We start from the raw sequence: 26,565 nt of genomic DNA on the forward strand, positions 1-26,565 counted from the left end.
TACGCTTTTAATATTTGAAAAGAGCATTAGTTTAATTATTTTAATATAAAGGATATTCTATTATTATTTGGATATAAGTGGTTTTTGGTGCTCAAACTGTGTTAATTAAATCGGAAGAGCGCTTGGCTGGCAGCCAAGAGGTCAGCGGTTCGATCCCGCTAGGCTCCACCATACATATTACGTCAACGACACTGGTTTGAGAATTACTTCTCCTTCGGTGTCGTTTTTGTATTAGTAAGTATATGTACTTTTTTTAGTTACAAAACTTGCCGATTAAAACCAGGTGAGGTATTATATATTCATTCCAAGATACATACTACGCCAACGACGCCGGTTTGAGGGACTATCCTCGGCCCGGCGTCGTTCTTTGTTTCGGCGGTATGTGTTTAGGCTGACAGTCTCGGCCTATTTATAATAGAGATTTTCGTTGGACAACGGAATCGATGCATGACAGTTTTCGCATGGCTGTTCGTTTCCGGTAACGTTGGCATCAGTGCCCAGCGTTTCCGGGGGCATTTGAATTGAAGCTGTGTTTTCGTGCCCGCATTCCGGACATTTCACCATTAACATTGATTATTCACGTCGCTTTTTGTAATGGTTTTCCCGCCCCTCCATGGGTTATAACTTCAATTGTAAGAAAAATTTGTTAAATAAGAAGAAATGATTCTTTGGGCCTTGGTGCATATTCTTCGGAGGATATAAAAGAACGTGCTGCAGGAGCAGGGCGTTTTTTTCAGTCCTTCCCCTTAAATTGTTCATAAATGCAATTAGTAAATTATGAGGGGAAAGGCGGTGTAGCAGTAAAAGCGGCGCAGCTGACAGGTTATTGCGCAAATTCCTGCGCCCAGATTTAGGATATTTTCCAGGAGCCTACGACTGATGAGTATGTGAAAGAAGTACTGTTTTGGAAAGAGAGCGAAAAAACAGCCGGAAGCTGCTGATTATTGGGTAAGATAAAGGTACATATCCAATAGATAAAATAATAGAAAGAATGAAAGGAAAGGAGAATTCCATGAGTTATACTGCCAGTGAATTAGTTTTCAGCCAGACCTTTAACTGCTGGAGCCGTATTTCGTACTTATATCAGTGTGAACCGAAAATAGTAACTGTATCGATTTTTCCTGAAGCTGGCAGAAGAAGTACCCAATTTAACGCTGACACATTGAGTATCGAAGAGTTTTGGAGGGTTTGCCACGAAAAATTCAAAGCCGATTTTCCAGAAAAATAAAAACGGCGATGCTTTCAGGGAACGTTTGCCCATGCGCTCAGAGGGTAATTACCAATAGGTACAAGGAATGTTAGAAGAGGTGAAAGTATGACTGCCGGACTATTATTAAGCGCTGTTCCACCCAAGGGGCATCCTTTTGTGATGATTGCCACGGATTCGAAGGGGGCAAGTCTTGAGGACGGACCGGCGGATGAAAAGGCGCAGAAGATATTTGACGCCGGAAATGCACTGCTGGCTGTGAGTGGTGTGGCCACAGACACCCACCGGGCCCGGCTTGTAGAGACGCTTGAAAAACATAAAGCACAACCGATTGATAAAAAAATGCAGTTAGTTTATGACGAAAGTATGTCTGTAAAAAGCGAGCTTGGCTTAAATATGACTGCTGCGATTATGCAGTTTGACGAAAACGGGAACCCACAGGTGGCATTCTGCTATGTCGGGACAGATGAAGGAGACCGACAGTTTAACCCTTATACATTCGACCGCCGGGTGCCTGAGGTCAATCACGCTTATTTTGGTGAAGATAAAGAAGAAGTCACCGACTTCCGAAAAAAGCTGGATGAGAAGCTCGATAAAAAAACAATTACCCCGGACCACGTCCGGGAATCTGCCGGATGGTTTATCCGGAGGGCAGCAGAGGCATTTCCCGAAGCGGTTAATGCAAGGGTCCAGACGAAGGTGAAGGTCTTCAGGCCTGGAATGTGATACGGCAAAGAATACATTAATATGCGAATGAAAGGGGATAACATAATGAGCTTTGAAAATACCTTCGCCACCAAAACACGCAAATATTTAAATATTGATGCCCAGCCCGAGCAGCAGCTGATCGAATCTACGGCGAGGGAAATCATGTATTATTTCATGGACCTTGAAGAGGAATTTAAAAATATAAACGACCGCAAGTTTCATATTGAAGCGGGCTTTCATGAAAGCTATATTAAAATCAACAAGCGAAAGCTCACTTTTGAGCTGAAGCATATTCCTTCCCACCGTATCACTATTATTCAAAAGGTGAATGGCAGTAAAGCCCATATAGACCATATTATCGCCAAAGACGATGAAGCCCGCAGTGAAGCAGATGAAACCCCCTTCAGCCGTGATTTAATCCGCCGGTATCTGATCCAGACATTCGGGGATTCTCTCGACTTAAGTAATATTTACTGATGCCCTCTCCCGGAGGGCATTTTTTATTGGGAAATTTTTTTGACAAACGAAGTCGCGGCGGTTGAATAAATGCCAGGAGCGTCAGATAATATACATGTGTAAACACAAGCCGGTTCAAGCGTGGGAACGTACGTATCGGCAAAGAAGTCAGATAATTCTTTATTTTTTTAGTGAAGCAGGAGGAGAGAGATGAAAAGCACGGCGGTATTTAAACAGATGAAAGGCCGGCAGGAGCCGATCACAATGATCACAGCGTATGACGCTCCGACGGGAAAGGCCGCAGAAAAAGCTGGAATGGATATGATACTTGTGGGTGATTCTGCGGGCATGGTCGTGCACGGCTACGATTCGACGATTCCGGTAACACTTGACGACATGGTGATGCATGCACGTGCGGTACGCCGGGGGGCTCCGGGCACATTTATCGTAGTGGATCTGCCCTTTTTAACCTATCATTCCTCTATAGAAAGCACGTTTACAGCAGTGAAGCGTCTGATGCAGGAAGGTGGTGCCCAGGCAGTTAAGCTTGAAGGAGGAGATGAAGTTACCACGGAGACTATCGCCCGCATAACGGCTGCCGGTGTACCGGTCATTGGACATCTTGGCCTTACTCCGCAGTCCGTCGGAGTGCTTGGAGGATATAAGATACAAGGGAAAACAAAAGAAGCAGCCCAGCGGTTGATAAAAGAAGCCCGAAGACTCGAACAGGCCGGTGCATTTGCGCTGGTGCTCGAATGTGTGCCTGGAGAGCTCGCTGCCCGTATTGCAATGCATCTTTCGATTCCGGTTATCGGTATAGGAGCCGGCGTCGGCACTGACGGTCAGGTGCTGGTTTTTCATGACGCTGTCGGATGGGGAGACAGCTTTGTTCCTTCCTTTGCCAAGCAGTACACTAACGTCCAGGCCCAGATTGATGAAGCCCTTGAGAGCTATGTAAGTGATGTGAAGGCGAGAGCATTTCCAGAGGACCAGCACACATTTTCCATGGATGCTTCTGTGCTGAGCGACCTTGGCAGAGGAGGTTCTGCATGAAAGTATTCACTGCCATTCAGGACATTCGAGCGCATATCGATGAAAGAAAACGCCAGGGGGAAATGATTGGATTTGTGCCGACAATGGGAGCACTGCACGAAGGACATTTTTCATTAATGAACCAGGCTTTGAAGGAAAACGACGCAGCGGTGGTGAGCATTTTTGTCAATCCTCTGCAGTTCGGCCCGGATGAAGATTATGAGGCATATCCGCGTGCGCTTGATGCGGATCTTGAAAAAGCTGAAGCCCGGGGCATTGATACAGTGTTTGCGCCTTCAGCGGCAGAGATGTATCCCGAAGAAATGCATACAGGAGTGCACGTGCATGAAGGAACTGACGTCCTCTGTGGCAAAAGCCGGCCGGGGCATTTTGACGGAGTGGCGACAGTGGTGCTGAAGCTCCTGCAGATTATTCAGCCAACGCGGGTCTATTTTGGGCAGAAGGATGCTCAGCAGGCCGCTGTAGTAACGAATATGGGTCGTGATTTTAATCTTCCCACAGAAATTGTTACCGGCCCGACGATTCGGGAGCCTGATGGTCTGGCGCTGAGCTCCCGCAATGTGAATTTAACCAGCGGGGAGCGCCGGGAAGCCGTCTGGCTGTATGAAGGATTAAAGCAGGGAGCGTTATGGATAGAAGAGGGAACTTACAGACCCCGTGAAATTCTGGAGGAGGCAAAGCATACAGTGGAAGCTAACATCTCCGGGACGCTTGATTATATGGACATTTTAACGTACCCCGGTCTCAGGCCCGTAAAGGTATGGAATGAGCGGGTAATTATTGCAGGAGCTGTACAGTTTTCGGGAGCGAGGCTCATTGATAATATCATTCTTTCTCCTGGCCAGAAAGGAAGGGCGTGACACTGATGTACCGTACAATGATGAAATCAAAGCTTCACCGGGCCGTAGTTACAGAAGCAGATTTAAACTATGTTGGAAGCATTACCATTGACCGGGATCTGATGGAGGCGGTGGACCTGTGGGAAAATGAGAAGGTGCAGGTAGTTAATAATACGAACGGGGCCCGTCTGGAAACGTACGTGATTGAAGGTCCCCGGGGAAGCGGAGTGATTTGCTTAAACGGTGCAGCCGCAAGGATGGCGCAGCCGGGAGATGTGGTCATCATTATTGCGTATGCGTTGATAGAAAATGAAACGGCCCGGGAGTTCAAACCGGCGGTGGCAGTGCTTGACAGCCATAATCAAATCAAGCAGATGCTGTCTTACGAGCCGGCTTCGACAACACTGGATTAAAAGGAGACAATGTCTGTGCGCACACCTGAAGCTATGATGGCGCTGATCATGGAGACTGCCGAGGGCGATGAACGTGTTCGGGCCGCAGCTCTAAGCGGCTCCCGTGCAGCGGCCCAAAGCAGCAGTCCTGATCTTTTCAGCGATTTTGATATTATTTATTTTGTGGAAAATATGGAACAAATGATTAAGGACCGGGCCTGGCTTGAAGTGTTTGGGGAGATTTTGATTATGCAGACGCCGGATGAAATGAACTTATACCGGGAGCCGCCGGGGGAGTCATTTGCTTTTCTGATGCTTTTTCGGGATGGTAATCGCATAGATTTAACCTTAAAGCCTGCAGACAGCAGGTATGAGCATTGGAAGCAGGACGGTTTGACCCGCTGTCTGCTGGATAAAGATAACCGGGCATCTGACTTTCCTGCCCCTACAGACACAGGCTACAAAACAAATATCCCGGAAGAAGGCTTCTTTCAGCAATGCTGTAATGAGTTTTGGTGGGTGGCTGTGTATGTGGCAAAAGGCTGGAGGCGCAAGGAAATGCTCTACGCCCAGGCCCATCTGGATATTATCCGCCGCATGCTGATACAAATGCTGCAGTGGAGGGTGGTACTCGAAAAAAAGAGACCAGTTAATTTCGGCCAGGAGGCGAAGCACCTGGAAAAACACCTTGGGGATAAAAGCAATAAAGAACTGGCAGCTACTTATGCGGCAGGCTCCTACGAAAGCGTTTGGGGCTCGCTGCAGACGGCGATGGCAATGTTTGAACGGGAATCTGCTTTTGTTGCGAATCAATGCAGGTTTGAGTTGAATGAACAGGAGGGGTCAGGGGTAAAACAATATATTAAAAAGGTCGGGCGCGAGCAGTAAAATAAAAAAAGGCTCCTGCCAAGCAGCAGGAGCAAAATGAAATATGGGATAAGAGCAACAAATTGGACGAATGCTACTCTATATGTTTATTATTACCTAAAGAGTAAAAAAGTACACACTTTTCAGAAAAAATGGTGCTTTTACCTACAGTGGCAAATGAGTCTAAACTACTGACTGGACATGTCCCTAATCCGTTTATAGTGAAGCTGGGCCAATTCTCCCCAACGCTTCACCTCCTGCAGATGAAGCCGTTTTGGCGGGCCCGGGCTTTGCTTAAACAAAGGAATGCCGCTTCCTAAAAGATCGGGTGTGAGGGTAATAATGTATTCATCGATCAGCTCCTCGTGAAGCAGAGTGCCGATAATATCTGAGCCTCCAACAACCCAGATGCCACTTCCGGACTCCTGCTGTTTGTTTTGAAGCCATTCTGAAACGGAACCCCGTACAAAGGAGACGCGGCCGTCATTTCCCATGCGGCTGGTGGAAAAAACATAGCATTCTTTATCACTGTACGGAAAGGAATCCGTTAAGACGAGCACGTGTTCATAGGTTTTTCTCCCCATTACGACCGTATCCACCCGCCGGTACATTTCATCGTAGCCGTTATCATCTTCGCCTTCGGCTTTCAGCAGCCAGTCAATATTCCCTTCTGCATCAGCGATATAGCCATCGAGACTGGCGGCGATAAACAGAATTACTGGCTTCATCATGACCACTCCCCTCTGTTAGTACATTCATTTTAGCATGTTAAAGAAAGAAAATCGGAATAATTATGCGGGAAGGAGGTAAAGCATGAAGAAAAACTGGGTGTGGGTAAGTGTTGCTGCTGCAATGGTTATAGCAGGCGGTGCGGGCTATTGGGCAGACCGGCACGTTTTAATCACAAATGTCGATGGCAATGACAAAGCCTGGTATATCGAGGGCGGCAAAGCGGAGGAAGAGCTCTACCTTCGTCCGGAAACGGCAGCATCTTTATATGGAGCGGAATTAGAGCAAGAGGGTCCGACCGTGCGTTTATCGGTGAATGGCGCTTCATGGGAGGGAGAGCTTGAACAGAGTCCGGCGTGGTTCAATTGGAATGGAGAGGCTTATATTCCTGCGAAAGAAGCCGCCGAAGAGCTGGCATTCGAAGAAGAAGAGACCGGGAACCGCTATACAGCCCAATTGTGGAGCCCGGCCCAGGAAAGAATCGCCAGAGTGATCGAAAAAGGCGAAGAGTTTACAGGTGTTCCGTACAAATGGGGAGCGTCTGAAACTACGACCGAGTATTTCGACTGCTCCTCCTTTACCCAGCGCATGTACGCTGAAGAAAATGTTGATCTTCCCAGGGTGTCGGAGGAACAGGCGCAGGAAGGCCGCGATGTTGCTGAAGAAGACTGGAAGCGGGGAGACCTGATTTTCTTCGATACGAATGGAGACGGCAGTATTAATCATGTGAGCATGTATATTTCTGATGAAACGCTGTTTCACGCCACAGAATCCGATGGTGTCGGCTATACTGATTTTTCGGATTACTGGAGGGACTCTGTAGTGGAAACAAAACGATTCATTGTTTAAAAACCGTTTGGATTCGTCTTCCTAAAAAGAAAGTGATAAAATAAAGAACGGAATAGACATGGGAAGATGAAACGAGGAGGCTTTTTAAGCATGGATTTTAACAAGGTATTAAATCGGAAAAATACGAACTCGATGAAATGGGACTTTGCCGCCGAACGCTACGGCTCTTCAGAACTATGGCCAATGTGGGTAGCGGATATGGATTTCCAGGCTCCGCAGCCTGTACTTGATGCGATGCAGGAGGTGCTTGATCACGGAATTTTCGGCTATCACCGGCGCCCGGAATCACTGAAGGACGCGACGACAGAATGGATTCGCACGCGCCATAACTGGAATGTAAGCAATGAGCAGCTCGTCTTCACCCCTGGTGTAGTGCCGGCGATCAGTCATCTGATTCAGACATTTACCGAAAAAGGTGAGGGCGTTATTCTGCAGACACCGGTCTACTATCCGTTCTATATGCTGGTGGATAATAATGAACGAACGCTTTATAAGAACCCGCTGAAGGAAACAGACGAAGGGTTTACTATCGATGTGGAAAACCTTGAAGAACAGATGAAAGCCGGCGCGAAAATGCTTTTACTGTGCAGTCCCCATAACCCTATCGGCCGGGTGTGGACCGAGGATGAGCTGCAGCAGATCGCCGCTCTGGCAGAGAAATACAACGTGCTGGTAGTATCCGATGAAATCCACGCAGATCTTATTCTCTCCGGCGTGCATGTGCCGTTTTCGAAGGCAGCGGAGGGCTATGATGTGGAAACCATCACCTGCATGGCTCCAAGCAAAACCTTTAATCTTGCAGCCCTGCAGCTGTCCTACGTTGTTTTTGAGAAAAAAGCTTCGCAAAAAGCATACGAAGCTCATCTGCAGCGCAATTTCGTCGGAATCGACAATCCGTTTGCCACAGTCGCTGCCGAAGCTGCCTACCGGCACGGGACCGAGTGGCTGGAGGAACTGCTCGTTCACCTGCGGGAAAACGTTGATTACTTAAAGGATCAACTGGAGTCGGCAATCCCGGAAGCGCATGTTATTAAGCCGGAAGGGACGTATCTTGTCTGGATTGATCTCCGGGGTCTTGGCATGGACAAAAAAGAACTGGAGGAATGGCTGCGCAAAGAAGCCGGGGTAGCTCTGAGTGACGGGCATATATTTGGAGATGAAGGCGCTGGTTTTGTACGTATCAATGTCGCCTGCCCCCGTACGCATATCGATGAGGGTGTGCGCCGCTTAAAAGAGGCATATGAACGCACTATCCAGGCCGCCGGCCGTAAGTCATGAAGACCTTCCGTCTTGTCCGCCTCAGCTTGTTTCAAAAAGACGGTGACGCGATTGAAATGCATGAGATAAAAATGAAGGAAGGCCTCATTATTAATCGCGAAGAGCCTGATAGATCCTGGCTGCTTGATGCGGTGATACCTACTGAGTATGAAGATATCATTCATGAGTGGGAAAGACACGAAGAGGAAATGCTGATGGAAGCAGTCATCACCCATCCCGACAATGCCCCGGCGCTTTTGAGGGGCGTCGTAAAAAAAACTACAAGACTTGAGCATTCTCTTGGCGTTTTAATTCAGGCGTATATGGCTGGAAAAGATGAAAACATCACCGAATTGATATTAAAAGAGCTGATTACCGAAGGATATGAAGGTAATCAGCTTATGGAAGAGTTTCACGAGCGAAAAAACGATCAGCGCTCCTGGTCAAAGGCAATGGCGGCAAGATTATACAGCCGCCAGGAGAAATAATTTTCCCGGAGAGATGATAGAAGTGGAGTGATACGTATGTGTGAGGATCAGGGCATATGACGACCTGCTACAAATTCCGGGACTACTACAATAACGAAGTGGAATTGGCGTTTAACGGCACTCCATTTTCAGACAAGCCGGGACATGTATGGGTAATATGCTTATATGCCGGCAGATGGCTGCTCACTCGTCACTCCCAGCGCGGGCTGGAGTTTCCCGGCGGGAAGATCGAAAAGGGAGAAGCCCCCGAAGAAGCAGCTGTGCGGGAGGTCGATGAGGAAACCGGCGGCCGCATTGATGTAATACGCTCTCTCGGCCAGTACAAAGTAGTGGGTCGGAGTGAAGATGTAATAAAAAATATATACATCGCAGTGGTGGATTCACTGGTTCATCACGAAGATTATATGGAAACGGATGGCCCGGTGCTGATAGAAACACTTCCAAGTAATATTCGTGATCATCCCGGCTACAGCTTTATTATGAAAGACGAAGTGCTCCCCCGCTCCGTAAAATATGCGGAGGAAGCAGGATATATTACATTAAGATGAAAGGAACCGGCGCCTGCAAAGGCACCGGTTCCTTTTTAATCCATTAAAAACAGGGATTACAGCTGTGATGGTCCTGCCTTTGCGATAGAGTCAGGGACATCGTAAAACCGTTTAAAGTTTGCTGCAAACTTGCGGGCAAGCATACGGGCCTGAACCTCGTAGTCGCCGGCCACTGACCACATTTTCTTCGGCTGAAGCATATCTTCGGGAACACCGGGGCAGGACTCGGGAATATGCAGTCCGAAAATAGGGTCCTCTACAGTGGCTGCATCGGTCAGCTCTCCATTGAGGGCTGCCTGTACCATAGCCCGGGTGTATGAAAGGTCCATGCGGCTTCCGACTCCGTAGCCGCCACCGCTCCAGCCGGTATTCACCAGAAAGACAGGAACATTGTGTTCGTCGATTTTTTCTCCGAGCATTTCTGCATAGACGGAGGCCTGCCGTGGAAGAAACGGCGCCCCAAAGCAGGTGGAAAAAGTTGCTTCCGGAGAAGTGACGCCTCTTTCCGTGCCGGCGAGCTTGCTTGTGTAGCCGCTGAGAAAATGGTACATGGCCTGCTCCTTCGTCAGTCTGCTGATTGGCGGAAGAACCCCGAATGCATCTGCCGTTAAAAAGATGATCGCCGAAGGATGGCCGGCTGTGCCGGAGGGAACAATCCCGTCGACGTGCTCAATCGGATAAGCCGCCCTTGTGTTTTCCGTGATATGTGTATCAGTATAGTCAACTTTGCCGCTGACATTGTCTATACCGACATTTTCAAGCACAGCACCGAAACGAATAGCGTTCCAGATCTGCGGTTCCTTCTGCTTGGAAAGGTTCGAGCATTTTGCGTAGCATCCGCCTTCGATATTAAAGATGCCGTTTTCGGACCAGCCGTGTTCATCGTCGCCGACCAAAAGCCGGGAAGGGTCCGCGGATAGGGTTGTTTTTCCGGTGCCGGAGAGCCCGAAAAACAACGCGCTTTTTCCGTCACTGCCGATGTTTGCCGAGCAGTGCATCGGAAGCACATTTTGTTCAGGGAGCAGGTAGTTCATGACAGAAAAGATTGATTTTTTCATTTCTCCGGCGTACTCTGTGCCGCCAATTAAAACCGTGCGCCGCGCAAAGCTGATGACGATAAATGTTTCCGACGAGGTACCATCTATCTCCGGGTCTGCTTTGCATTCCGGTGCGGCAATGAGCGTAAAGGGTGAAGCAGAGGGAGTTTCTCTTCCGTCAGGCCGGATAAACAGCTGACGGGCGAACAATTGATGCCAGGCGTAGGAGGTGATGACCCGGACAGGAAGCTGGTAGTCGGGGTCGGCTCCAGCCAGGGCGTCGCTTGCGAAAACTTCATTCTGACTGCTCAAATGAGCCGTCACTTTGTTATAAAGCCGTTCAAACACTTCCTCAGACATTGGTTTGTTTACATTTCCCCAGTCAATAGAAGGAGAACTGCCAGGTTCATCGACAATATATTTATCCTTTGGCGACCTGCCGGTATATTTGCCTGTTTTCACGGCAAGGGCACCTTCTGCTGTAAGTGAGCCCTCCTGCAGAGCCAGCGAGCGCTTCACAAGCGCAGGGACAGAGAGATTCCATTGGACATGCGCTTCGTTTAACAGGTTTGTTTCGGATTTGGAAGCGAACGGCGGCTTCATAAACAATCACTCCTTTAATGAGGGGGAAGTTAGATTTATTCATCATGAATGATGGATAGAATATAAAATAGTGTAACACATTTAATTTAATAGTACATACTTATTCGTTAAAAAGTTCATGAATATTTTTAGTGCTGAAAGGGAAAAGATGTAAGAAAGCAACGAAAGGGGAACAACTATGGAACAACAATCGGAATTTATTGTATTTTATGATAGTGACTGTCCGTTATGCACCAGGTTCCATACTTATCTTTCAGCGATAGATAAAACGAACACGGTGAATTGGAAGCCTATATATGATGAGGATTTATTTGAAAAATACCCAATGCTCAAGGGAGAGCCTCTTGAAGATCAGATGCACAGTGTAGAGGATAATACGTATGTATACGCCGGATATTTTACGGTGAAAAAATTGTGTTATACTATTCCAGTGTTAAAGCCGCTGAAGGCAGTGTTTCTGCTGCCGGGCGTGGAAACGCTTGGCCGAAAGTTGTACCACACAGTGTCTACAAACCGGTATCAGTGGTTTCATTTCCTATGTGATGACAAGACGTGCCAGCGGGAAGGGCACTAAGTTTGACATCAAATAGGGTTTGCGTTACGATTTTGTACGAACGGATACTCTTATCCTGAGCAGGTGGAGGGACAGTCCCTGAGAAGCCCAGCAACCATCCGGGAACGGAAAGGTGCTAACCTGGAGAGGCGGACAGACGCCTTGAAAGATAAGAGGCGAAAAAGCTGAACTGACAGCCCCTTTTCCCTCAATTTTTTGGGACAAGGGGCTTTTCCTGTACACAACGGCCTACTGCCGTTTTCTTTTCGTCTACCCCGAGAATGGGAGAGTACACCCGTAGCAGGCAGTTAAAAAGGAGGCAGCAGCGTGTCTACAATTGGACGACGTTTATTTACGTCGGAATCTGTAACAGAAGGGCACCCGGATAAGGTGTGTGATCAGATCTCCGACGCGATTTTGGATGAAATATTAAAGGATGATCCGAATGCCCGGGTGGCAGCGGAAACAGTAGTGAACACCGGTCTCGTATTGGTCGCAGGAGAGATATCTACATCTACATACGTGGATATTCCTAAAATTGCCCGGGAAACTTTAAAGGATATTGGTTATACACGGGCGAAATACGGGTTTGATTACGAAACGTGCTCGGTTTTGACTTCGATAGATGAACAGTCGGCCGACATCGCCCAGGGCGTTGATGAGGCGCTTGAAACCCGTGAAGGCTCGATGACTGAGGATGAATTGGAATCGATTGGAGCAGGAGATCAGGGCTTGATGTTTGGGTATGCCGATAACGAAACCGATGAACTCATGCCTATGCCGATTTCACTTGCTCACAAGCTGGCACGCCAGTTAACGAAGGTCCGCAAAGAAGGCAATCTTTCGTATCTGCGTCCGGACGGAAAGACGCAGGTTACGGTGGAATACGGAGATGACGGGAAACCACTCCGGGTGGAAACGATCGTTATTTCCACCCAGCATTCAGATGACGTAACGCTTGCCCAAATCGAAGAGGATATGCACAAATACGTGATCGAGCCGGTCGTGCCGGCAGAGCTTCTCGATGCTAAAACCAACTATTTCATAAACCCGACCGGACGCTTTGTCATTGGCGGACCGCAGGGAGATGCCGGGCTTACAGGAAGAAAAATTATTGTTGATACGTACGGAGGCTACGCCCGTCATGGCGGCGGGGCGTTTTCCGGTAAAGACCCGACAAAGGTCGACCGTTCCGCATCGTACGCAGCCCGGTATGTAGCGAAAAATATTATCGCAGCAGGACTGGCAGATAAATGCGAGGTTCAGCTTGCGTATGCGATCGGCGTGGCGCAGCCGGTCTCCATTTCGATCGCCACGTTTGGGACGGGGAAAGTATCAGAAGAGGTGCTCGTAAAGCTTGCCAACGAAAACTTTGATCTCCGGCCGGCCGGCATCATCAAAATGCTTGACCTTCGCAGACCGATTTACAGACAGACAGCCGCTTACGGTCACTTCGGCCGTCATGACGTTGATCTGCCATGGGAACGCACGGACAAAGCAGCGGCGCTTCAGGAACAGGCATTCACCGAAAAGCAGCAGTAAACAGACAAATACCCGCTCCTGTTTATATTCAGGAAACGGGTATTTTTTATTCTGCTCAGCTTTTTTCTGTATACGTGCTGACAGAGTCAAATTCGGTTTTAATGTTATCAGAAGGCTTCGGTCCGAGCAGGCTGACGGCAATAATGATTAGGACGTTGATGAAGAAGCCTGGCACAATTTCGTAAAGATCAAACAATCCTCCGGTAAGCTGGACCCAAATAATTACGGTTGCCCCGCCGGCGATCATCCCAGCCAGTACACCCCACATGCTTGTCCGGCGCCAGAATAGGGAGAAAAGCATCGCAGGCCCGAACACCGCGCCGAACCCGGCCCACGCGTAGCTTACGAGTTCAAGCACTGTACTGCCGGGGTTGGAGGCGAGCAGCAGGGCAATAAGGGCTATGACAATAACGCCGAATCTTCCGACCCAGACGAGCTCCCGGTCAGAAGCGTGCGGCCGGAGAAGGCCCTTGTAAAAGTCTTCTGCAAGCGCACTTGAAGATACAAGCAGCTGGGAGTCCACTGTGCTCATAATAGCAGCAAGAATCGCTGCGAGCAGAACCCCGGATACCCATGGGTTAAACAGTACCTGGGTAAACAGAATAAAGACCGTTTCCTGATTCCCATCTCCGAGCTGGGCGTCCCCCGAGAAGTAAGCAATACCGACAAACCCTGTAAAAATAGCGCCGAGAAGAGAAATAACCATCCAGCTCATACCTACAAACCGGCCCATCGGAATTTCTTTTTCGGAGCGTATCGCCATAAACCTGGTAATAATATGAGGCTGGCCGAAGTAGCCGAGTCCCCAGGCGAGCAGGGAGACCACAGAGATAACGCTCACGTTTGTAAAGGCACTTAACGCATCCGGATTAATGGATGCCACGGATTGGACGGAATTTCCCCAACCACCAATTTCTATAACAGCAGCGATCGGAACAGCAACGAGCGCCAGAAACATCAGAATGCCCTGGATAAAGTCCGTCCAGCTAACGGCCATGAATCCGCCGAGAAACGTATAGGTAATAATAACAGCGCCGCCGATCCAAAGGGCTGCCTGATAGGAAAGCCCGAAGGAACTGACAAACAGGGTGGCTCCCCCGACCAGTCCGGAGGATGTATAAAAGGTAAAGAAAATAAGTATAAATAATGCCGAAACAATACGCAGTGCTTTTGTTTTATCGTGGAAGCGGTTTTCAAGAAAGTCGGGTATCGTAATGGAATCGTTGGCGATAATTGTGTACCTGCGCAGTCTTCTCGCCTGAAACTGCCAGTTCAAATAAGCTCCGATGGTGAGACCGATAGGCAGCCATATTTCGCTCATTCCGCCCAGGTACATAGCTCCGGGAAGCCCGAGCAGAAGCCAGCTGCTCATGTCAGAGGCGCCGGCACTGAGCGCAGCTACGGGGCCATTTAATTTTCGTCCGCCTAAAACGTAATCTGAGAGGTTATTGGTCAGCTTGTAAAATAAAAAACCAATACCAAGCATTACAACAAGGTAAACGATAAAAGTTACAATTGTTGGTACGGAAATATCCATTTAAGTGGTCTCCTTTTTTGATCTAACATAACTGATCGCTGCTAAAACTACAGTAATCGGCATAGGTATTAAGATGAGCAGCCATGTGAATAGTGTTATTCCTTCCATTCAGTACACCTCCCCTTGAATGTACTTTTATATGTTGCAAGAATAGTGCCAATATTCTTAACTTCTGCAGAACTTAACAAAACCGGCGGAGACGTCCATTATAATTGAATACTCTATTGGATAGAAGCGTTATTAGAAAAATTAAGAAGTTAAAGCTGCAAAATTTTGCACTCCTAAGTTTTGGGATTTTGCGTACGTACCCTTCGCACTTCATGATAAAATCAGATCAAGAATAAATTATAAAGAGGGTGGGTCCATGGTATATCAAGGCACGAATTCGTTATCCTATCCTGAGCTGAACGATATTTTTGATCATTTAATGGTGAAAATGGATCAGGGGATCCGTGTCATCGATGCAGATGAAAACCTGATTATTTATAACGACAAAATGCGCGAAATCGAATCTATGACGTATGAGGATTTTAATAATAAAGGCATGATGGACGTTTTTCTTTTCGAGCATGAACGGGACAGCAGACTGCTCCAGGCTATTAAGCAGGGAGTGGAAACGAGAGAAAAAAAGCAGCATTATACAAACAGCCGCGGAAAAAATATCACGACTATTAATGAAATCTTTCCAATTTATTCAGGCGGTCGAATTATCGCAGCTGCCGAAATCGCAAAGGATGTCACCCGCATGGAGAAGCTGGTCCGGGAAAACCAGAAAAACACCGGCAGTGGGCTTTTTACATTTGACCAGATTATCGGGCATTCAGCTGAAATCACGGGTGTGGTGCAGAACGCGAAGCGGGCAACAAGAACGTCATCATCGGTATTAATTGTAGGAGAGACCGGCACAGGGAAGGAATTGTTTGCCCAGAGCATCCACAGTGAAAGTGAGCGGTCGGGACAGCCGTTTGTGTCACAAAACTGCGCTGCGCTTCCGGAAACGCTTATTGAAGGCATTTTGTTTGGTACCGTAAAGGGGGCATTTACAGGAGCATCTGAACGGGCCGGGATGTTTGAAAAGGCAGAAGGCGGGACGCTGCTGCTCGATGAAATTAATTCGCTCCCGGTAGCGCTGCAGGCAAAGCTTCTGCGCGTCCTACAGGAGAAAAAAGTAACCCGTTTAGGATCTCATAAAGAGCAGTCCATCAATGTCCGTATTATTGCCACGATGAATAAAGAGCCGGCAGAGGCTATTCAAAACAACGAGCTGCGTGAGGATCTTTTTTACCGTATTGGTGTGGTTACGCTATATGTCCCTTCGCTCCGGGAAAGAAAAACAGATATCGAGCCGCTGGTGGAAACCTTTCTGGAAAAGTACAACCGGGTTTTTCAAATGGACGTAAATCGCGTTTCCCCGGCGGTGAAAACCAGGCTGGAGGCCTATCATTGGCCGGGAAATATCCGGGAGCTTGAACACGTTATCGAAGGAGCGATGAATTTAATGCTCGATGAGAAAGTGATCGAAGAAAGCCACCTGCCGGATCATTTTCGCAAACGCACCGATCTTCTGGAAACAGGAGAGATAGAAAGCAGGGATTCAGCTGGGGGAAGCAGCCACGAAGGAAATTTAAAGGCACGTCTGCTTGAAATGGAATTTGCTCTAATTAAAGAAGCGCTGAACCAAAGCGGCGGCAACGTAATGCAGGCAGCCAAAAAGCTTGGAATCAGCCGGCAGAGTCTGCAGTACCGGATGAGTAAATTTCATTTATAATTTTTTGCATAAAGCGCAAAATTTCTTGCAGTTCTGACGAACAGTCCCTTTCTTTTTACGGAATACCCTGCGCATGACAATACGGCCATGTTGGCACATATTTTGCATCAGTGTAGGGCAGTACTGAAAAGATCAGGAGGGTGCACCTATGACAATTTCACGTTCGTTTTTTATATTTCTATCCCAAAACAAGACGCTGACAAAGGGTGCCAAAAAGTGGGGCATTCATCTCGGAGCTTCAAAAGTAGTGGCTGGAGAAGATATTGATGAAGCACTAATGACCATTCAATCGATGAACGATCAGGGCCTGATGGCGACTATTGACCATCTTGGGGAATTTATAACGGAAAAATCAGAGGTGGAAGAAGCCAAGCAGAAAACCATCGAAATTATTGAGAGCGTCTGCGCGAAAAACGTACAGTCAGAGCTGACAGTGAAGCTGACGAAGCTCGGTCTTGATATAGATACGGACTACTGCATCGAAAATATGAAGGAAATTCTGCAGGCGGCCAAGGATAAACAAAATTTTGTAAACATCGACATGGAAGACTATTCCCGTTATGAAAAGACGCTGAGTGTACTGAAAACGCTCCGGAAGGAATATGATAATGTAGGCACTGTTCTGCAGGGGTATTTACGGCGGGGGCTCGATGATCTCGACAGTCTTGCAGGGGTGCCTCTCCGGATTGTAAAGGGAGCTTATCAGGAGAAGGAAGAGGTTGCCTTCAAAGACAAGCATGAGATTGACGCTAATTATTTTCTGATGATTCAAAAACATCTGCAGCAGCAAGGCTTTACAGCCATCGGCACACATGATCACCGTATTATTAATGCGGTTAAGCTGTTCGTGAAAGATCAGGGCATAGATTATGATACATTTGAATTTCAGATGCTGTATGGCTTTCGGACAGAGCTGCAGCTGCAGCTTGTGCAGGAAGGCTACAATGTTAGAGTCTACGTGCCCTTTGGTAAAGAATGGTATGGTTATTTTATGAGAAGACTGGCAGAACGCCCACAGAACCTTGTATCCGTGGCCAAAGGGATAATTACGAAATAAAAGGTTCATGCAGCGCCGCTCCCGAAAAGGGGGGCGGCGCTTTGATTTCCAGGCATAAGACCCTGAAGCAATAGTTTAACCAGGCAGTGCTTTCTGCGTATAATGGATGTGACACGCAGCTGAAACCTGCAACAGAAAGGAAGCCGACGATGCAGATAATACAAAAACAACGAACGGCAGGCTTTTTGCTTGTGATAAGCGGAGCCTCCCTCTGGGGTGTTGGAGGAACAGCAGCGCAGTATATTTTTGAAGCTTACTACCTGCCCGTGGAGTGGCTGGTGGCTGTCAGGCTGCTTCTATCCGGAATTCTCCTTTTAATCATTTCTTTAATGCTTGGAAATAAAGAAAAAGTGACCGGAATCTGGAAGCAGAAAAAGAGCGCAGGGGCAGTGGTTATATTCGGGTTATTTGGTATGCTGGGCGTTCAGTATACATATATGGCCTCCATTGAAAATGGGAACGCGGCAGTGGCCACGCTGCTGCAATACCTGGCTCCTGTATTTATTCTTGTTTACCTTCTTGCGGCCCGGCATACCTATTGGAATAGACGGGACGGAGGTGCTTTATTAATGGGACTTGCCGGCACGTTTCTGCTGCTGACAAACGGGGAGCTGGCCGGATTATCCGTGTCGTCGGAGGCGGTGGTCTGGGGCGTGCTTTCCGGAGTGGCGCTTGCCTTCTATACTCTGTACGCAGGTCCTCTTTTAGCCGCGTGGGGGTCCATGAATGTCATCGGGTGGGCTATGACGATTGGAGGAGCAGCTGTAAGCTTTTTGCATGTCCCGTGGGACGCCGGATGGGAGAGCTGGACATGGAGCTTGGCTGGGAGCGTAATTTTTGTCGTTATTTTCGGCACTATGATTGCTTTTTGGTTTTACCTGGAAAGCCTGAAATATTTAAAGCCTCAGGAAACAAGCATCTTAGGGTGTCTGGAGCCATTGGCGGCTATTTTGACTTCGGTATGGTGGCTGCACGTTCCGTTTGGACTTTTCCAGAGCGTGGGCGCCTGTTTGATACTTGGCATGGTCGTTTATTTGTCACTGCCGCAAAAGCAGCGGGCAAAGCCTGCCCCCGCGTAAGAAAAAAGGGAACCAAAAGGGAAATAAACACAGCCGGAGGAGAAAATATACTAAAATAAGTGTAGAAAGTGAAATACAATTCGGAAGGATGAAGGGCTGCATATGTATCAAAACCTCAACGAATGCGTAGAAGATCTGGAAAAGAACGGTCATTTAATACGAATCAAGGAAGAGGTTGATCCCTACCTGGAAATGGCTTCGATTCATTTGAGGGTCTATGAACAGGAAGGGCCGGCCATTTTATTTGAAAACGTGAAAGGAAGCCCATTCCAGGCCGTTTCTAATTTATTTGGCACCGTCGATCGCAGCAGGTTCATTTTTCGGAAAAACTGGAAGCAGGTGCAAAATGTTATTGCGATGAGAAATGACCCGGTGCAGGCACTGAAGCATCCGGTACGTAACATAACGAGCGGCCTGACGGCAGTAAAAGCTCTTCCAAAGAAAAAGAAGGGCGGCACGGAAAACTTCCAGGAAGTGAGCATCAGTGACCTGCCGATGATTCAGCACTGGCCCCGGGATGGCGGCGCGTTTCTCACCCTGCCGCAGGTGTATACAGAGGACCCGGAAAAATCGGGGCCGATGAACGCCAACCTTGGCATGTACCGGGTGCAGCTTAGCGGCAATGAATTTGTACAGAATGAAGAAGTGGGGCTGCATTATCAGATTCAACGGGGAATTGGTGTACATCAGGCAAAGGCCGTAGCTAAGGGAGAGCCTTTGAAGGTGAGTATTTTTCTCGGCGGACCTCCGGCGCACACTATTTCAGCCGTGATGCCGCTTCCGGAAGGGCTGAGTGAGATGATGTTTGCCGGTATGCTGTCCGGGCGTCGTTTTCAGTACAGCTATGAGGACGGCTACTGCATTAATCATGACGCCGATTTTGTTATTACGGGTGAAATTTATCCGGAGGACACGAAGCCGGAAGGACCGTTTGGCGACCATTTGGGCTATTACAGCCTGACGCATGATTTCCCGGTCATGAAGGTTCATAAGGTGTATGCGAAGGACAAAGCTATTCTGCCGTTTACCGTAGTTGGCCGACCGCCGCAGGAGGATACCTCATTTGGAGCGGTGATCCACGAAATGACAGGGGAAGCAATCAAACAGGAAATTACCGGAGTCAAAGAAGTTCATGCTGTGGACGCTGCAGGGGTGCATCCGCTTCTGCTGGCCATAGGCAGCGAACGGTATACGCCGTTTCAAAGCGTGAAGCAGCCGGCAGAGCTGTTAACAATTGCTAATCGTATTCTCGGAACAGGACAGTTAAGCCTGGCCAAATATTTATTTATTACAGCGGAACAGGAAAGGGAACTCGATACGCATCAGGAGGAGGATTTTTTCGCGTACATGCTTGAGCGGATTAATCTGCACCGCGATCTTCACTTTCAGACCAAAACGACAATCGATACGCTTGATTACAGCGGAGAAGGGCTGAATGAGGGAAGCAAGGTAGTTATTGCGGCTTATGGAGACGTGAAGCGGGCTCTTTGTCAACGCGTACCGGAAGGATTCCCGGCTGACAACTCGATGCATTCGCCCAAGCTTGTGATGCCGGGCGTAATAGCGGTGGAAGCAGCGGAGTTTACCAGCTACAGGCAGGCGGCTGAAGAAATATCCGCTTTCGCTGAACGTCTCGATGAACAGTGGGACGTCAAAGAAACCCCAATGATTATCATCTGTGATGACAGCAGCTTTGTCAGTGATACGATGCAGAATTTCCAGTGGGCCGTTTTTACACGCAGCAATCCTTCCCACGATATTCACGGGGTGAACAGCTTTTATGAAAACAAGCACTGGGGATGCGACAGTTTGATCATCGATGCCCGCATCAAGCCTCATCATGCACCGCCACTGCTTCCGGATGAAAATGTGGAGCACCGGGTGGATAGTCTTATGGAACGGGTTGGCTTAAGGAAAAAATAGCTGCTGAAAATGTTTAAAATGGAACAAAAGCGTGAACAGAAGGACACCTGTTTGAAAAAGCAGAGTCATTAATCCAGAAAGGACGAATACCTGTTATGGAAAAACGACAGCTTGGCAACAGTGACCTGAATGTCTCCCCTATTGGCTTAGGATGTATGGGAATGTCCGCTTTTTATGGAAAATTAAACGATGAAGAGTCGAAGAAAACGATACACACAGCGCTGGACCATGGGGTTAATTTTCTCGACACGGCTGATATGTACGGCCCGATGACTAATGAGCGACTGGTTGGTGAAGCAATTCAAAATCGTCGGGAGGAAGTAGTGCTTGCCACAAAATTCGGAAACGTGTACAGCAATAAAGGTGAATTAACAGGAGAAGTAAACGGCCGGCCGGAATATGTAAAGCAGGCCTGCGATGCGAGCCTGAAACGGCTTGGCGTGGATACTATTGACTTGTATTACCAGCACCGGGTGGACCCGGACGTACCTATTGAAGAAACCGTAGGTGCAATGAAGGAGCTCGTAGATGCCGGAAAAGTTAGGTATCTGGGCTTGTCGGAGGCAGCTCCGGAAACGATTCGCAAAGCTCATGAAACGCATCCAATTACGGCTCTGCAGACAGAGTATTCGTTATGGAGCCGGGACGTGGAGGATGAAATTCTGCCGCTTTGCAAAAGTCTGGGAATTTCCTTTGTGGCTTACAGTCCGCTCGGGCGTGGATTTTTAACCGGACAGATCAAGCAGTTTGAGGATCTGGAGGAAGATGATTTCCGCCGCTTTTCTCCAAGGTTTCAGGGAGAAAATTTCAACAAAAATCTTGAACTCGTGGACAAAATAAAGGAATTAGCTGAAGAAAAAGAATGCACAGCCTCCCAGCTGGCTCTGGCCTGGTTGAGAGAGCAGGGTGCAGTACCGATCCCGGGGACGAAACGGCGTAAATACCTGGAAGAAAATATTAACAGTCTGAAGGTTACGCTTACGAACGCTGATATGAAAGCAATTGATGATATTGCCCCTAAAGGTGCTGCCGCAGGCATGCGGTATCCGGAAGAAGGAATGAAAACGGTGAACCGGTAATAAAAACAAACCGGGCCCTCCAGCTATCCCTGGAAGGCCCGGTTTTTTTGTCTCGGCAGAACGCTAACTATTTTTAAAGGAGATATGCTTTAGGCGGCTTTTTGAAATTATGTTATACAGCGGCACCCCAATACGTTCAGCGTACGGGAGATAGAGAAAAAGAGCTGGAAAAAAACTGAGCGGGATAGCAAGCAGCAGCCGGCGGAGGGCATAAAAACCATGCAGCACTACGCCCTGCTCCGTAAACATATGCAGCTCGTGTGCAGCGTTTCTTGAGAATAGATACGGATAGTTTTCGAGATCAAGCCGGGCTTCCTGAATGGGAATCCAATAGCAGCAGTGATACAAATCTGAAAGCTGAAACATACGCACGGCTGCACGACAGGGCGGGCAGTGTTTGTCGAAAAATATGTAATGGATAAAGCATCTGTCCTTTAAAAGAATTTCGAATACCTTAATTTGTTAACGTTTAATACGTATATTGTACGGGTATTTTCCCTGTAACGCCACAAAAACAGAAACGTCCGGGTGTGGCAGGGCGACAACTTCATATGCGGCGGAAATGAATGGATATAAAAGCCAGAGCATAAGCCAGAAAAAGGATGATCGTTCTTTTTCTGGCTTTTTATATTTTTTTAGATGATAACCAGGGCTAAAAGGCGAAAAACAGAGCAGACGAGAGCTCTTTTGTGAAATCTTAAGCAGAGGGCTGGAACAGGTAATTTAGAAAAGAAAGGAAAGATGAAATTGGCACAAATTAATCGTATACTCGTAGGCGTAGAAGCTCTTGAGGGCGCGTCCCATGACGCATTTTATAAAGCAAGGGACCTGGCAAAAGATAACAATGCTACGTTAATCATAGCCTTTGTGATGGACAAAAACGGCTACGCTTCCCTGGAGCGTATGGATCCACATGGTTTTGGGAGATTGAAAAACCAGGCGGAATCACGCTTAAAGGCGTATAAAGAGATGGCAGAAGAGAATGGAGTGGAGGACGTAGAAACCGTTCTCGAGGTGGGAATTCCGAAAAAGGAAATGGAAAACCTTTGTGAAAAATACAATGTCGACATGATTGTCATCGGTGAGACTGGCACTACTAAAGTAGACCGGTTGTTTCTTGGCAGCACAGCTAAAGCCATTCAGAAAAAAGCAAAATGTGACGTGAAGGTCATATCAACGAAAGAAGCAGTAAGAGAATAGACGCTGACAGCTAAAGCAGCATACCTGCTTCAGAGCCCTCTTTCCGCTCTTGCGGAGGAAGGCTTCATGTATGGGGACAACCTTAAAGCGGGCGATGCTGCCAGCAGATTAAAGCAATAGAAAAGGTGAACGAATTGAAATATTATTTACAGCAGCTGATGCCTAAAAAATTAAGGCAGATTAAAAGCATGTCCTCGAGACAGCGGTGGTACGAACTCCGTTCGAGTCTTTGGGTGCTGCCAGCCATTTATATTATCCTGGCCGTGCTTTTAGCATTTGGGGCATACTACGTGGAATTCGGGCTCGAGCCTGCATTTGCCATGGCTCCGATCTTATCAACAGGTTATTCTTTAACCCAGACAATGTACAGTACACTGCTCTCAGGTGTACTCACGTTAAACGCTTTTACGTTTAACTCAATTCTCGTCGTTTTGACGAGCTTTTCGGGGCAGTTTACCCCCCGGGTCCTGTTTAATTTTATCTCAGACCGCAGAACCCAGCATTCCATCGGCGTCTTTAACCTGTGTTTCTTTTTCCTGCTGATCGGGTTTTTCTTTTTGAATTCCTCGATGGAGCAGTACACGGTATTTCCCGTACTCGGCGTGTTAGCAACAGCCGTTTCAGTGGTAAACTTTATTTTGTTTATCAATCATGCAACTAAATGGATGCAGGTGCCAAGTATTACGACGAACATGAAAGAGGAATCGCAGCAGCGCATTCTCAATACGCTTCTTTATGATCTCGAAGCACACCGCGCCAAAGATAAAAGCGAGGTGCGCGAGCCGGAAACAGAAGGAGAGCCTAATGTTGTCGCAAGTGAAACGACCGGTTTTATTCAGGTGATTGATTTTGGCAAAATCGTGAAAGAAGCAGCCAAGGACGGTATTGTAGTAAGGCTGGATCGCCGAATTGGCGACTTTGTGCTTGAAGGTATTCCTATTTTTTCTTATTGGAAGACAACTGAAGAGCCGGACTTGCCGGTGAATGAAAAAAAGTACCGTAACTTTATGTATCTTGGGAAAAGTAAAACGGAAGTGCAGGACATCGAATTTGGGATCCGGAAATTAACCGAAATTGCGATCAAAGCGCTTGGAAACGATGAACCCATGACAGCCCAGGATGCTATCTATCAGTTAACGGACCTTGTGTTTTCCATTTCCAAGGTAACCCGCTTTACTTCATATTTAACCGATGATAACGACACGCTTCGGCTGATTATGAAGGATGAACAGTTTTCTTATTACGTCTATTCCGCATTTACCTACATTGCCTCCTATGCAGAGGAAAAACCCGGCGTAACCTTGACGCTTCTTGAAGCATTGGTTATTTTGTCAAAAGCGCTGGAAACGAAGGATAAAAACTGCTGCTGGCATTATGGTAAAAGCATTGCCCGTAATTATGCCGGAAAGCTTCCGCAGGATTATGACCAGGTCACCTTTATGAACCACTTGGAGCAGCTTTCAGGCTTAGTGAACGATAAAGGGAAATTTTACGAAATGCTTGATGATTTTGTAGAAAAGAATTTACTGGAAAAGAAATTGGTAGATCGCAAAAAACAAGAGCAGGGATAAAATGAAACCGATCCATCAGAAAAAATGAATGGATCGGTTTTTTATGTACTATAAAAGTTCCAAAGAAACATAAAAAACCGGACCACAAATGCGGCCCGGTGAGGGTTAAAGATTATCTAAAAGATTTTGTGCCTTCAGTAAGGGATTCTGATTTTGGCTCAATAGCGGAAGTGTCCTGGCGGTTGGCCAGAAATTCCGGCCGCGGCTCCTGGCCGCTGAACGGATCCACGAGCTTGTTTTCCACCGAGTTGAACACGAAGAAGACGTTGCTGCGCGGATACGGCGAAATGTTGCCGGCCGAGCCGTGCATCGTGTTGCAGTCAAAGAAGAGCACCGAGCCCGCCGGGCCGGTCGCGCGGTCAATCTGGCCGCCGGCCTGCTCCGTGAGCCATTCCATGCTTTCGTTGTCCGGCACGCCGGTCTCCTGCTTTTTCAGCGACTGCTTGAAGTTGTCCTCCGGCGTGATGCCCGGGCAGGACACGTACCATTTCTGCGAGCCGGGGATCAGCATGAGCGGGCCGTTGAACTCGTAGTTGTCCGTCAGGATGATCGAGCAGCTGAGCGCACGCATGTCCGGCATGCCGTCCTCCATGTGCCAGGTTTCAAAATCCGAATGCCAGTAGAACTCCTTACCTTTAAAGCCTGGCTTAAAGTTTATCCGGGACTGCATCATGTACACCTGGCTGCCGAGGATCTGCTCGGCGGCTTTGACAATGCGTTCGTTTTTGGCGAGCATCTCAAAGAACCCGCTGTCCTTGTGGATTTCGAACACGGAGCGGACTTCGTTGCTGTTCGGCTCCTTGATCACGTCGGGCGCGTCGCGCTGTTCGTTGCGCTCCATCGTTTCGCGTAGTTCCTTTTTCATTATCTCGACTTCCTCATCGGTAAACAGCTTCTGGAGCATGAGGTAGCCGTTCTCGTCGTAAAAGTCCAGCTCTTCTTTCTGCAGCGGCCCGTCAAAATCGGAGCCACCATGAACAACAGGGTCCTTCCGGTCCATGATTTCCTTATGGTCGCCTTGTCTGGATGGATACTTATCAATTGCCATTTTCGAGTCCTCCTAAAAATTTTTTAAAATAAAAGAATGAGTATGGGCTGTAGGAGCCCGCTTTACAGTGGGTGTAGAAAAAGGATTCTTTTTGTGCACCGGCTGCACGCCTGGTTGCATGTAGAACAAAAGGTGAAATAATGCACAGCGAAAACACAAGAACAATAAGCCCGGGAGAGGAATGAATTGGCTTTTGCACGCAAAAAAGCCAGAAAAGAGACAGGTCTTTTCTGGCTTATGTTTTAGGCGCTATTGTCCAAACATTTCCACCATGCATATATTTTATTCTCCCACAAATAAGTGGGAATACTTAAATAATTCCCGCTCATTAAAGGAATAAACATAAATTTTCAAAAAAAAAGCAGCGGCAAATTTTGCCGGCTGCCCTTTAAGGTTTTTAACTTTTAAGAACGAACCACCATGACACTGCATGGAGCCGTTTTTGCAATATGCTCCGATACACTGCCCATAAATATTTTTTCTACGGCATTTAAGCCGGTCGCACCGGTAATTATTAAATCTACATGGTATTTCGGCACGAGCTCACGGATGATTTTCGTTTTGGGAGACCCATACACAAGTTCTACGGTTACATCTGTAATGCCCGCTTCCTCTGCCTGCTTTTTATACTTTGCCAACAGTTCATTGGCATCTTCCTGTACTTTTTCAATAATAGAAGGAGCGTAGCTGCTCATCGGCTGATAGGCATTTTTATTAATCACCCTCGCAATTACAAGCTGTGCTTCCTGGGCTTTAGCAATAGGCAGAGCGGTCTCAAAAGCATATTCAGCCTGTTCGGACCCGTCGACAGCGACTAATACCACGTTCATTGTGTGCATAGAACATCCTCCTAATATAGTGAATTAGCAGGGGTAACCTGCCTGAAACCTAACGCTGGAAAGAGGAATAGGACAAATACAGATTGTTTTATGCAGTTCTTGGATGAACTATATTCTATATTCATTGTACATGATATTTTTGACATTTACGACGCCAATAAATGAATAATTAGTGAAATGGTCATGAAAATAAATAAAATTAATTGAAAAATTCTTCAGATAAGTGAATTTGTGTATTATTTGTAAGATAATTCGGGTAAACCAAAGCATAGGCCTTTGCGCATTAGTTCTTTAATCCTAATACTATTTTAAAGAGTTTTTTGAAACTAGCTGTTA

Annotated in this window: 27 protein-coding genes and 1 riboswitch; of the genes, 20 read left to right on the forward strand and 7 right to left on the reverse strand. The window is 47.5% G+C overall.

What is annotated here, in order from left to right; genetic code table 11:
• Positions 1-405: 405 nt before the first annotated feature.
• Complete coding sequence (locus Q0757_RS05030) at positions 406-570, reverse strand: hypothetical protein (protein ID WP_298785265.1); 165 nt, start codon at positions 568-570, stop codon at positions 406-408.
• A gap of 442 nt (positions 571-1,012) precedes the next feature.
• Between Q0757_RS05030 and Q0757_RS05035 the strand changes: the two genes are divergently transcribed.
• The 7 genes from Q0757_RS05035 to Q0757_RS05065 all read left to right on the forward strand — a co-directional run bounded on the left by Q0757_RS05035 (position 1,013) and on the right by Q0757_RS05065 (position 5,543).
• Complete coding sequence (locus Q0757_RS05035; protein WP_298785266.1) at positions 1,013-1,228, forward strand: hypothetical protein; 216 nt, start codon at positions 1,013-1,015, stop codon at positions 1,226-1,228.
• Positions 1,229-1,315: 87 nt separating this feature from the next.
• Complete coding sequence (locus Q0757_RS05040; protein WP_298785267.1) at positions 1,316-1,933, forward strand: hypothetical protein; 618 nt, start codon at positions 1,316-1,318, stop codon at positions 1,931-1,933.
• A 45-nt stretch (positions 1,934-1,978) separates the two neighbouring features.
• Positions 1,979-2,392 (forward strand): DUF3942 family protein, encoded by a 414-nt coding sequence (locus Q0757_RS05045; RefSeq protein WP_022794115.1) that lies wholly within the window; start codon positions 1,979-1,981, stop codon positions 2,390-2,392.
• A gap of 189 nt (positions 2,393-2,581) precedes the next feature.
• Positions 2,582-3,424 (forward strand): 3-methyl-2-oxobutanoate hydroxymethyltransferase, encoded by an 843-nt coding sequence (gene panB, locus Q0757_RS05050; RefSeq protein WP_298785269.1) that lies wholly within the window; start codon positions 2,582-2,584, stop codon positions 3,422-3,424.
• Positions 3,421-4,284 carry a pantoate--beta-alanine ligase gene (panC, locus tag Q0757_RS05055; RefSeq protein ID WP_298785270.1) on the forward strand — a complete coding sequence of 288 codons (864 nt, stop codon included), beginning with the start codon at positions 3,421-3,423 and terminating at the stop codon, positions 4,282-4,284. Before panB ends, panC begins: the two co-directional genes overlap by 4 nt.
• A 5-nt stretch (positions 4,285-4,289) precedes the next feature.
• Positions 4,290-4,676, forward strand: a complete 387-nt coding sequence (gene panD, locus Q0757_RS05060) for an aspartate 1-decarboxylase (protein WP_298785271.1) — start codon at positions 4,290-4,292, stop codon at positions 4,674-4,676.
• Positions 4,677-4,691: 15 nt separating this feature from the next.
• Positions 4,692-5,543, forward strand: coding sequence for an aminoglycoside 6-adenylyltransferase (locus tag Q0757_RS05065; RefSeq protein ID WP_298785272.1), 852 nt, complete (start codon positions 4,692-4,694; stop codon positions 5,541-5,543).
• 167 nt (positions 5,544-5,710) lie between these two features.
• Here the strand turns inward: Q0757_RS05065 and Q0757_RS05070 are convergent, their stop codons facing one another.
• Positions 5,711-6,253, reverse strand: a complete 543-nt coding sequence (locus tag Q0757_RS05070) for a dihydrofolate reductase family protein (RefSeq protein ID WP_298785273.1) — start codon at positions 6,251-6,253, stop codon at positions 5,711-5,713.
• An 82-nt stretch (positions 6,254-6,335) separates the two neighbouring features.
• Between Q0757_RS05070 and Q0757_RS05075 the strand changes: the two genes are divergently transcribed.
• The 4 genes from Q0757_RS05075 to ytkD all read left to right on the forward strand — a co-directional run bounded on the left by Q0757_RS05075 (position 6,336) and on the right by ytkD (position 9,393).
• Positions 6,336-7,100: a C40 family peptidase gene (locus tag Q0757_RS05075; RefSeq protein WP_298785274.1), complete on the forward strand. Its 765-nt coding sequence runs from the start codon at positions 6,336-6,338 to the stop codon at positions 7,098-7,100.
• Between the two features lie 90 nt (positions 7,101-7,190).
• Entirely contained in the window at positions 7,191-8,378 is a 1,188-nt protein-coding gene (locus Q0757_RS05080; protein WP_298785275.1) for a MalY/PatB family protein, read from the forward strand.
• On the forward strand, positions 8,375-8,845 hold the full coding sequence (locus Q0757_RS05085; protein ID WP_298785276.1) for a YwpF family protein: 471 nt from the start codon (positions 8,375-8,377) through the stop codon (positions 8,843-8,845). The genes Q0757_RS05080 and Q0757_RS05085 overlap by 4 nt, the downstream gene beginning before the upstream one ends.
• A gap of 56 nt (positions 8,846-8,901) precedes the next feature.
• Complete coding sequence (ytkD, locus tag Q0757_RS05090) at positions 8,902-9,393, forward strand: RNA deprotection pyrophosphohydrolase (protein WP_298785277.1); 492 nt, start codon at positions 8,902-8,904, stop codon at positions 9,391-9,393.
• Between the two features lie 56 nt (positions 9,394-9,449).
• Here the strand turns inward: ytkD and pckA are convergent, their stop codons facing one another.
• Positions 9,450-11,033 (reverse strand): phosphoenolpyruvate carboxykinase (ATP), encoded by a 1,584-nt coding sequence (pckA, locus tag Q0757_RS05095; protein WP_298785278.1) that lies wholly within the window; start codon positions 11,031-11,033, stop codon positions 9,450-9,452.
• A 178-nt stretch (positions 11,034-11,211) separates the two neighbouring features.
• Here pckA and Q0757_RS05100 point away from each other — a divergent pair, with 178 nt between their 5' ends.
• On the forward strand, positions 11,212-11,607 hold the full coding sequence (locus Q0757_RS05100; protein ID WP_298785279.1) for a thiol-disulfide oxidoreductase DCC family protein: 396 nt from the start codon (positions 11,212-11,214) through the stop codon (positions 11,605-11,607).
• Between the two features lie 47 nt (positions 11,608-11,654).
• A riboswitch (SAM riboswitch) is annotated at positions 11,655-11,762 on the forward strand.
• A gap of 151 nt (positions 11,763-11,913) precedes the next feature.
• Positions 11,914-13,128 carry a methionine adenosyltransferase gene (metK, locus tag Q0757_RS05105; RefSeq protein ID WP_298785280.1) on the forward strand — a complete coding sequence of 405 codons (1,215 nt, stop codon included), beginning with the start codon at positions 11,914-11,916 and terminating at the stop codon, positions 13,126-13,128.
• A 55-nt stretch (positions 13,129-13,183) separates the two neighbouring features.
• Here metK and putP read toward each other — a convergent pair whose 3' ends face one another.
• On the reverse strand, positions 13,184-14,659 hold the full coding sequence (gene putP / locus Q0757_RS05110) for a sodium/proline symporter PutP (RefSeq protein WP_298785400.1): 1,476 nt from the start codon (positions 14,657-14,659) through the stop codon (positions 13,184-13,186).
• A 370-nt stretch (positions 14,660-15,029) separates the two neighbouring features.
• On the opposite strand from putP, the gene Q0757_RS05115 reads away from it, so the two are divergent.
• From Q0757_RS05115 to Q0757_RS05135, 5 genes are all read left to right on the forward strand, one after another.
• The gene (locus tag Q0757_RS05115) at positions 15,030-16,433 is read left to right on the forward strand and encodes a sigma-54-dependent Fis family transcriptional regulator (RefSeq protein ID WP_298785281.1); all 1,404 of its coding nucleotides are present in this window, start codon (positions 15,030-15,032) and stop codon (positions 16,431-16,433) included.
• Positions 16,434-16,581: 148 nt separating this feature from the next.
• A complete protein-coding gene (locus tag Q0757_RS05120) occupies positions 16,582-17,490 on the forward strand; it encodes a proline dehydrogenase family protein (protein WP_298785282.1) in 909 nt (302 codons plus the stop codon).
• Between the two features lie 149 nt (positions 17,491-17,639).
• The gene (locus Q0757_RS05125) at positions 17,640-18,569 is read left to right on the forward strand and encodes a DMT family transporter (RefSeq protein ID WP_298785283.1); all 930 of its coding nucleotides are present in this window, start codon (positions 17,640-17,642) and stop codon (positions 18,567-18,569) included.
• A 102-nt stretch (positions 18,570-18,671) separates the two neighbouring features.
• Positions 18,672-20,492, forward strand: a complete 1,821-nt coding sequence (locus Q0757_RS05130) for a UbiD family decarboxylase (protein ID WP_298785284.1) — start codon at positions 18,672-18,674, stop codon at positions 20,490-20,492.
• A 95-nt stretch (positions 20,493-20,587) separates the two neighbouring features.
• Positions 20,588-21,571: an aldo/keto reductase gene (locus tag Q0757_RS05135; protein ID WP_298785285.1), complete on the forward strand. Its 984-nt coding sequence runs from the start codon at positions 20,588-20,590 to the stop codon at positions 21,569-21,571.
• 63 nt (positions 21,572-21,634) lie between these two features.
• Here the strand turns inward: Q0757_RS05135 and Q0757_RS05140 are convergent, their stop codons facing one another.
• Positions 21,635-22,030, reverse strand: a complete 396-nt coding sequence (locus Q0757_RS05140) for a DCC1-like thiol-disulfide oxidoreductase family protein (RefSeq protein ID WP_366139516.1) — start codon at positions 22,028-22,030, stop codon at positions 21,635-21,637.
• A gap of 282 nt (positions 22,031-22,312) precedes the next feature.
• Between Q0757_RS05140 and Q0757_RS05145 the strand changes: the two genes are divergently transcribed.
• Entirely contained in the window at positions 22,313-22,771 is a 459-nt protein-coding gene (locus Q0757_RS05145; protein ID WP_298785286.1) for a universal stress protein, read from the forward strand.
• Positions 22,772-22,905: 134 nt separating this feature from the next.
• Positions 22,906-24,342, forward strand: a complete 1,437-nt coding sequence (locus tag Q0757_RS05150) for a DUF2254 domain-containing protein (RefSeq protein WP_298785288.1) — start codon at positions 22,906-22,908, stop codon at positions 24,340-24,342.
• A gap of 112 nt (positions 24,343-24,454) precedes the next feature.
• On the opposite strand, the gene thpD is transcribed toward Q0757_RS05150, so the two are convergent.
• Both thpD and Q0757_RS05160 read right to left on the reverse strand, forming a co-directional pair.
• Positions 24,455-25,390, reverse strand: a complete 936-nt coding sequence (gene thpD, locus Q0757_RS05155; RefSeq protein ID WP_298785289.1) for an ectoine hydroxylase — start codon at positions 25,388-25,390, stop codon at positions 24,455-24,457.
• Positions 25,391-25,794: 404 nt separating this feature from the next.
• The gene (locus Q0757_RS05160; protein ID WP_298785290.1) at positions 25,795-26,229 is read right to left on the reverse strand and encodes a universal stress protein; all 435 of its coding nucleotides are present in this window, start codon (positions 26,227-26,229) and stop codon (positions 25,795-25,797) included.
• Between the last annotated feature and the right edge of the window lie 336 nt (positions 26,230-26,565).

The organism is uncultured Marinococcus sp., from assembly GCF_947493875.1.
Lineage (GTDB): Bacteria > Bacillota > Bacilli > Bacillales > Marinococcaceae > Marinococcus.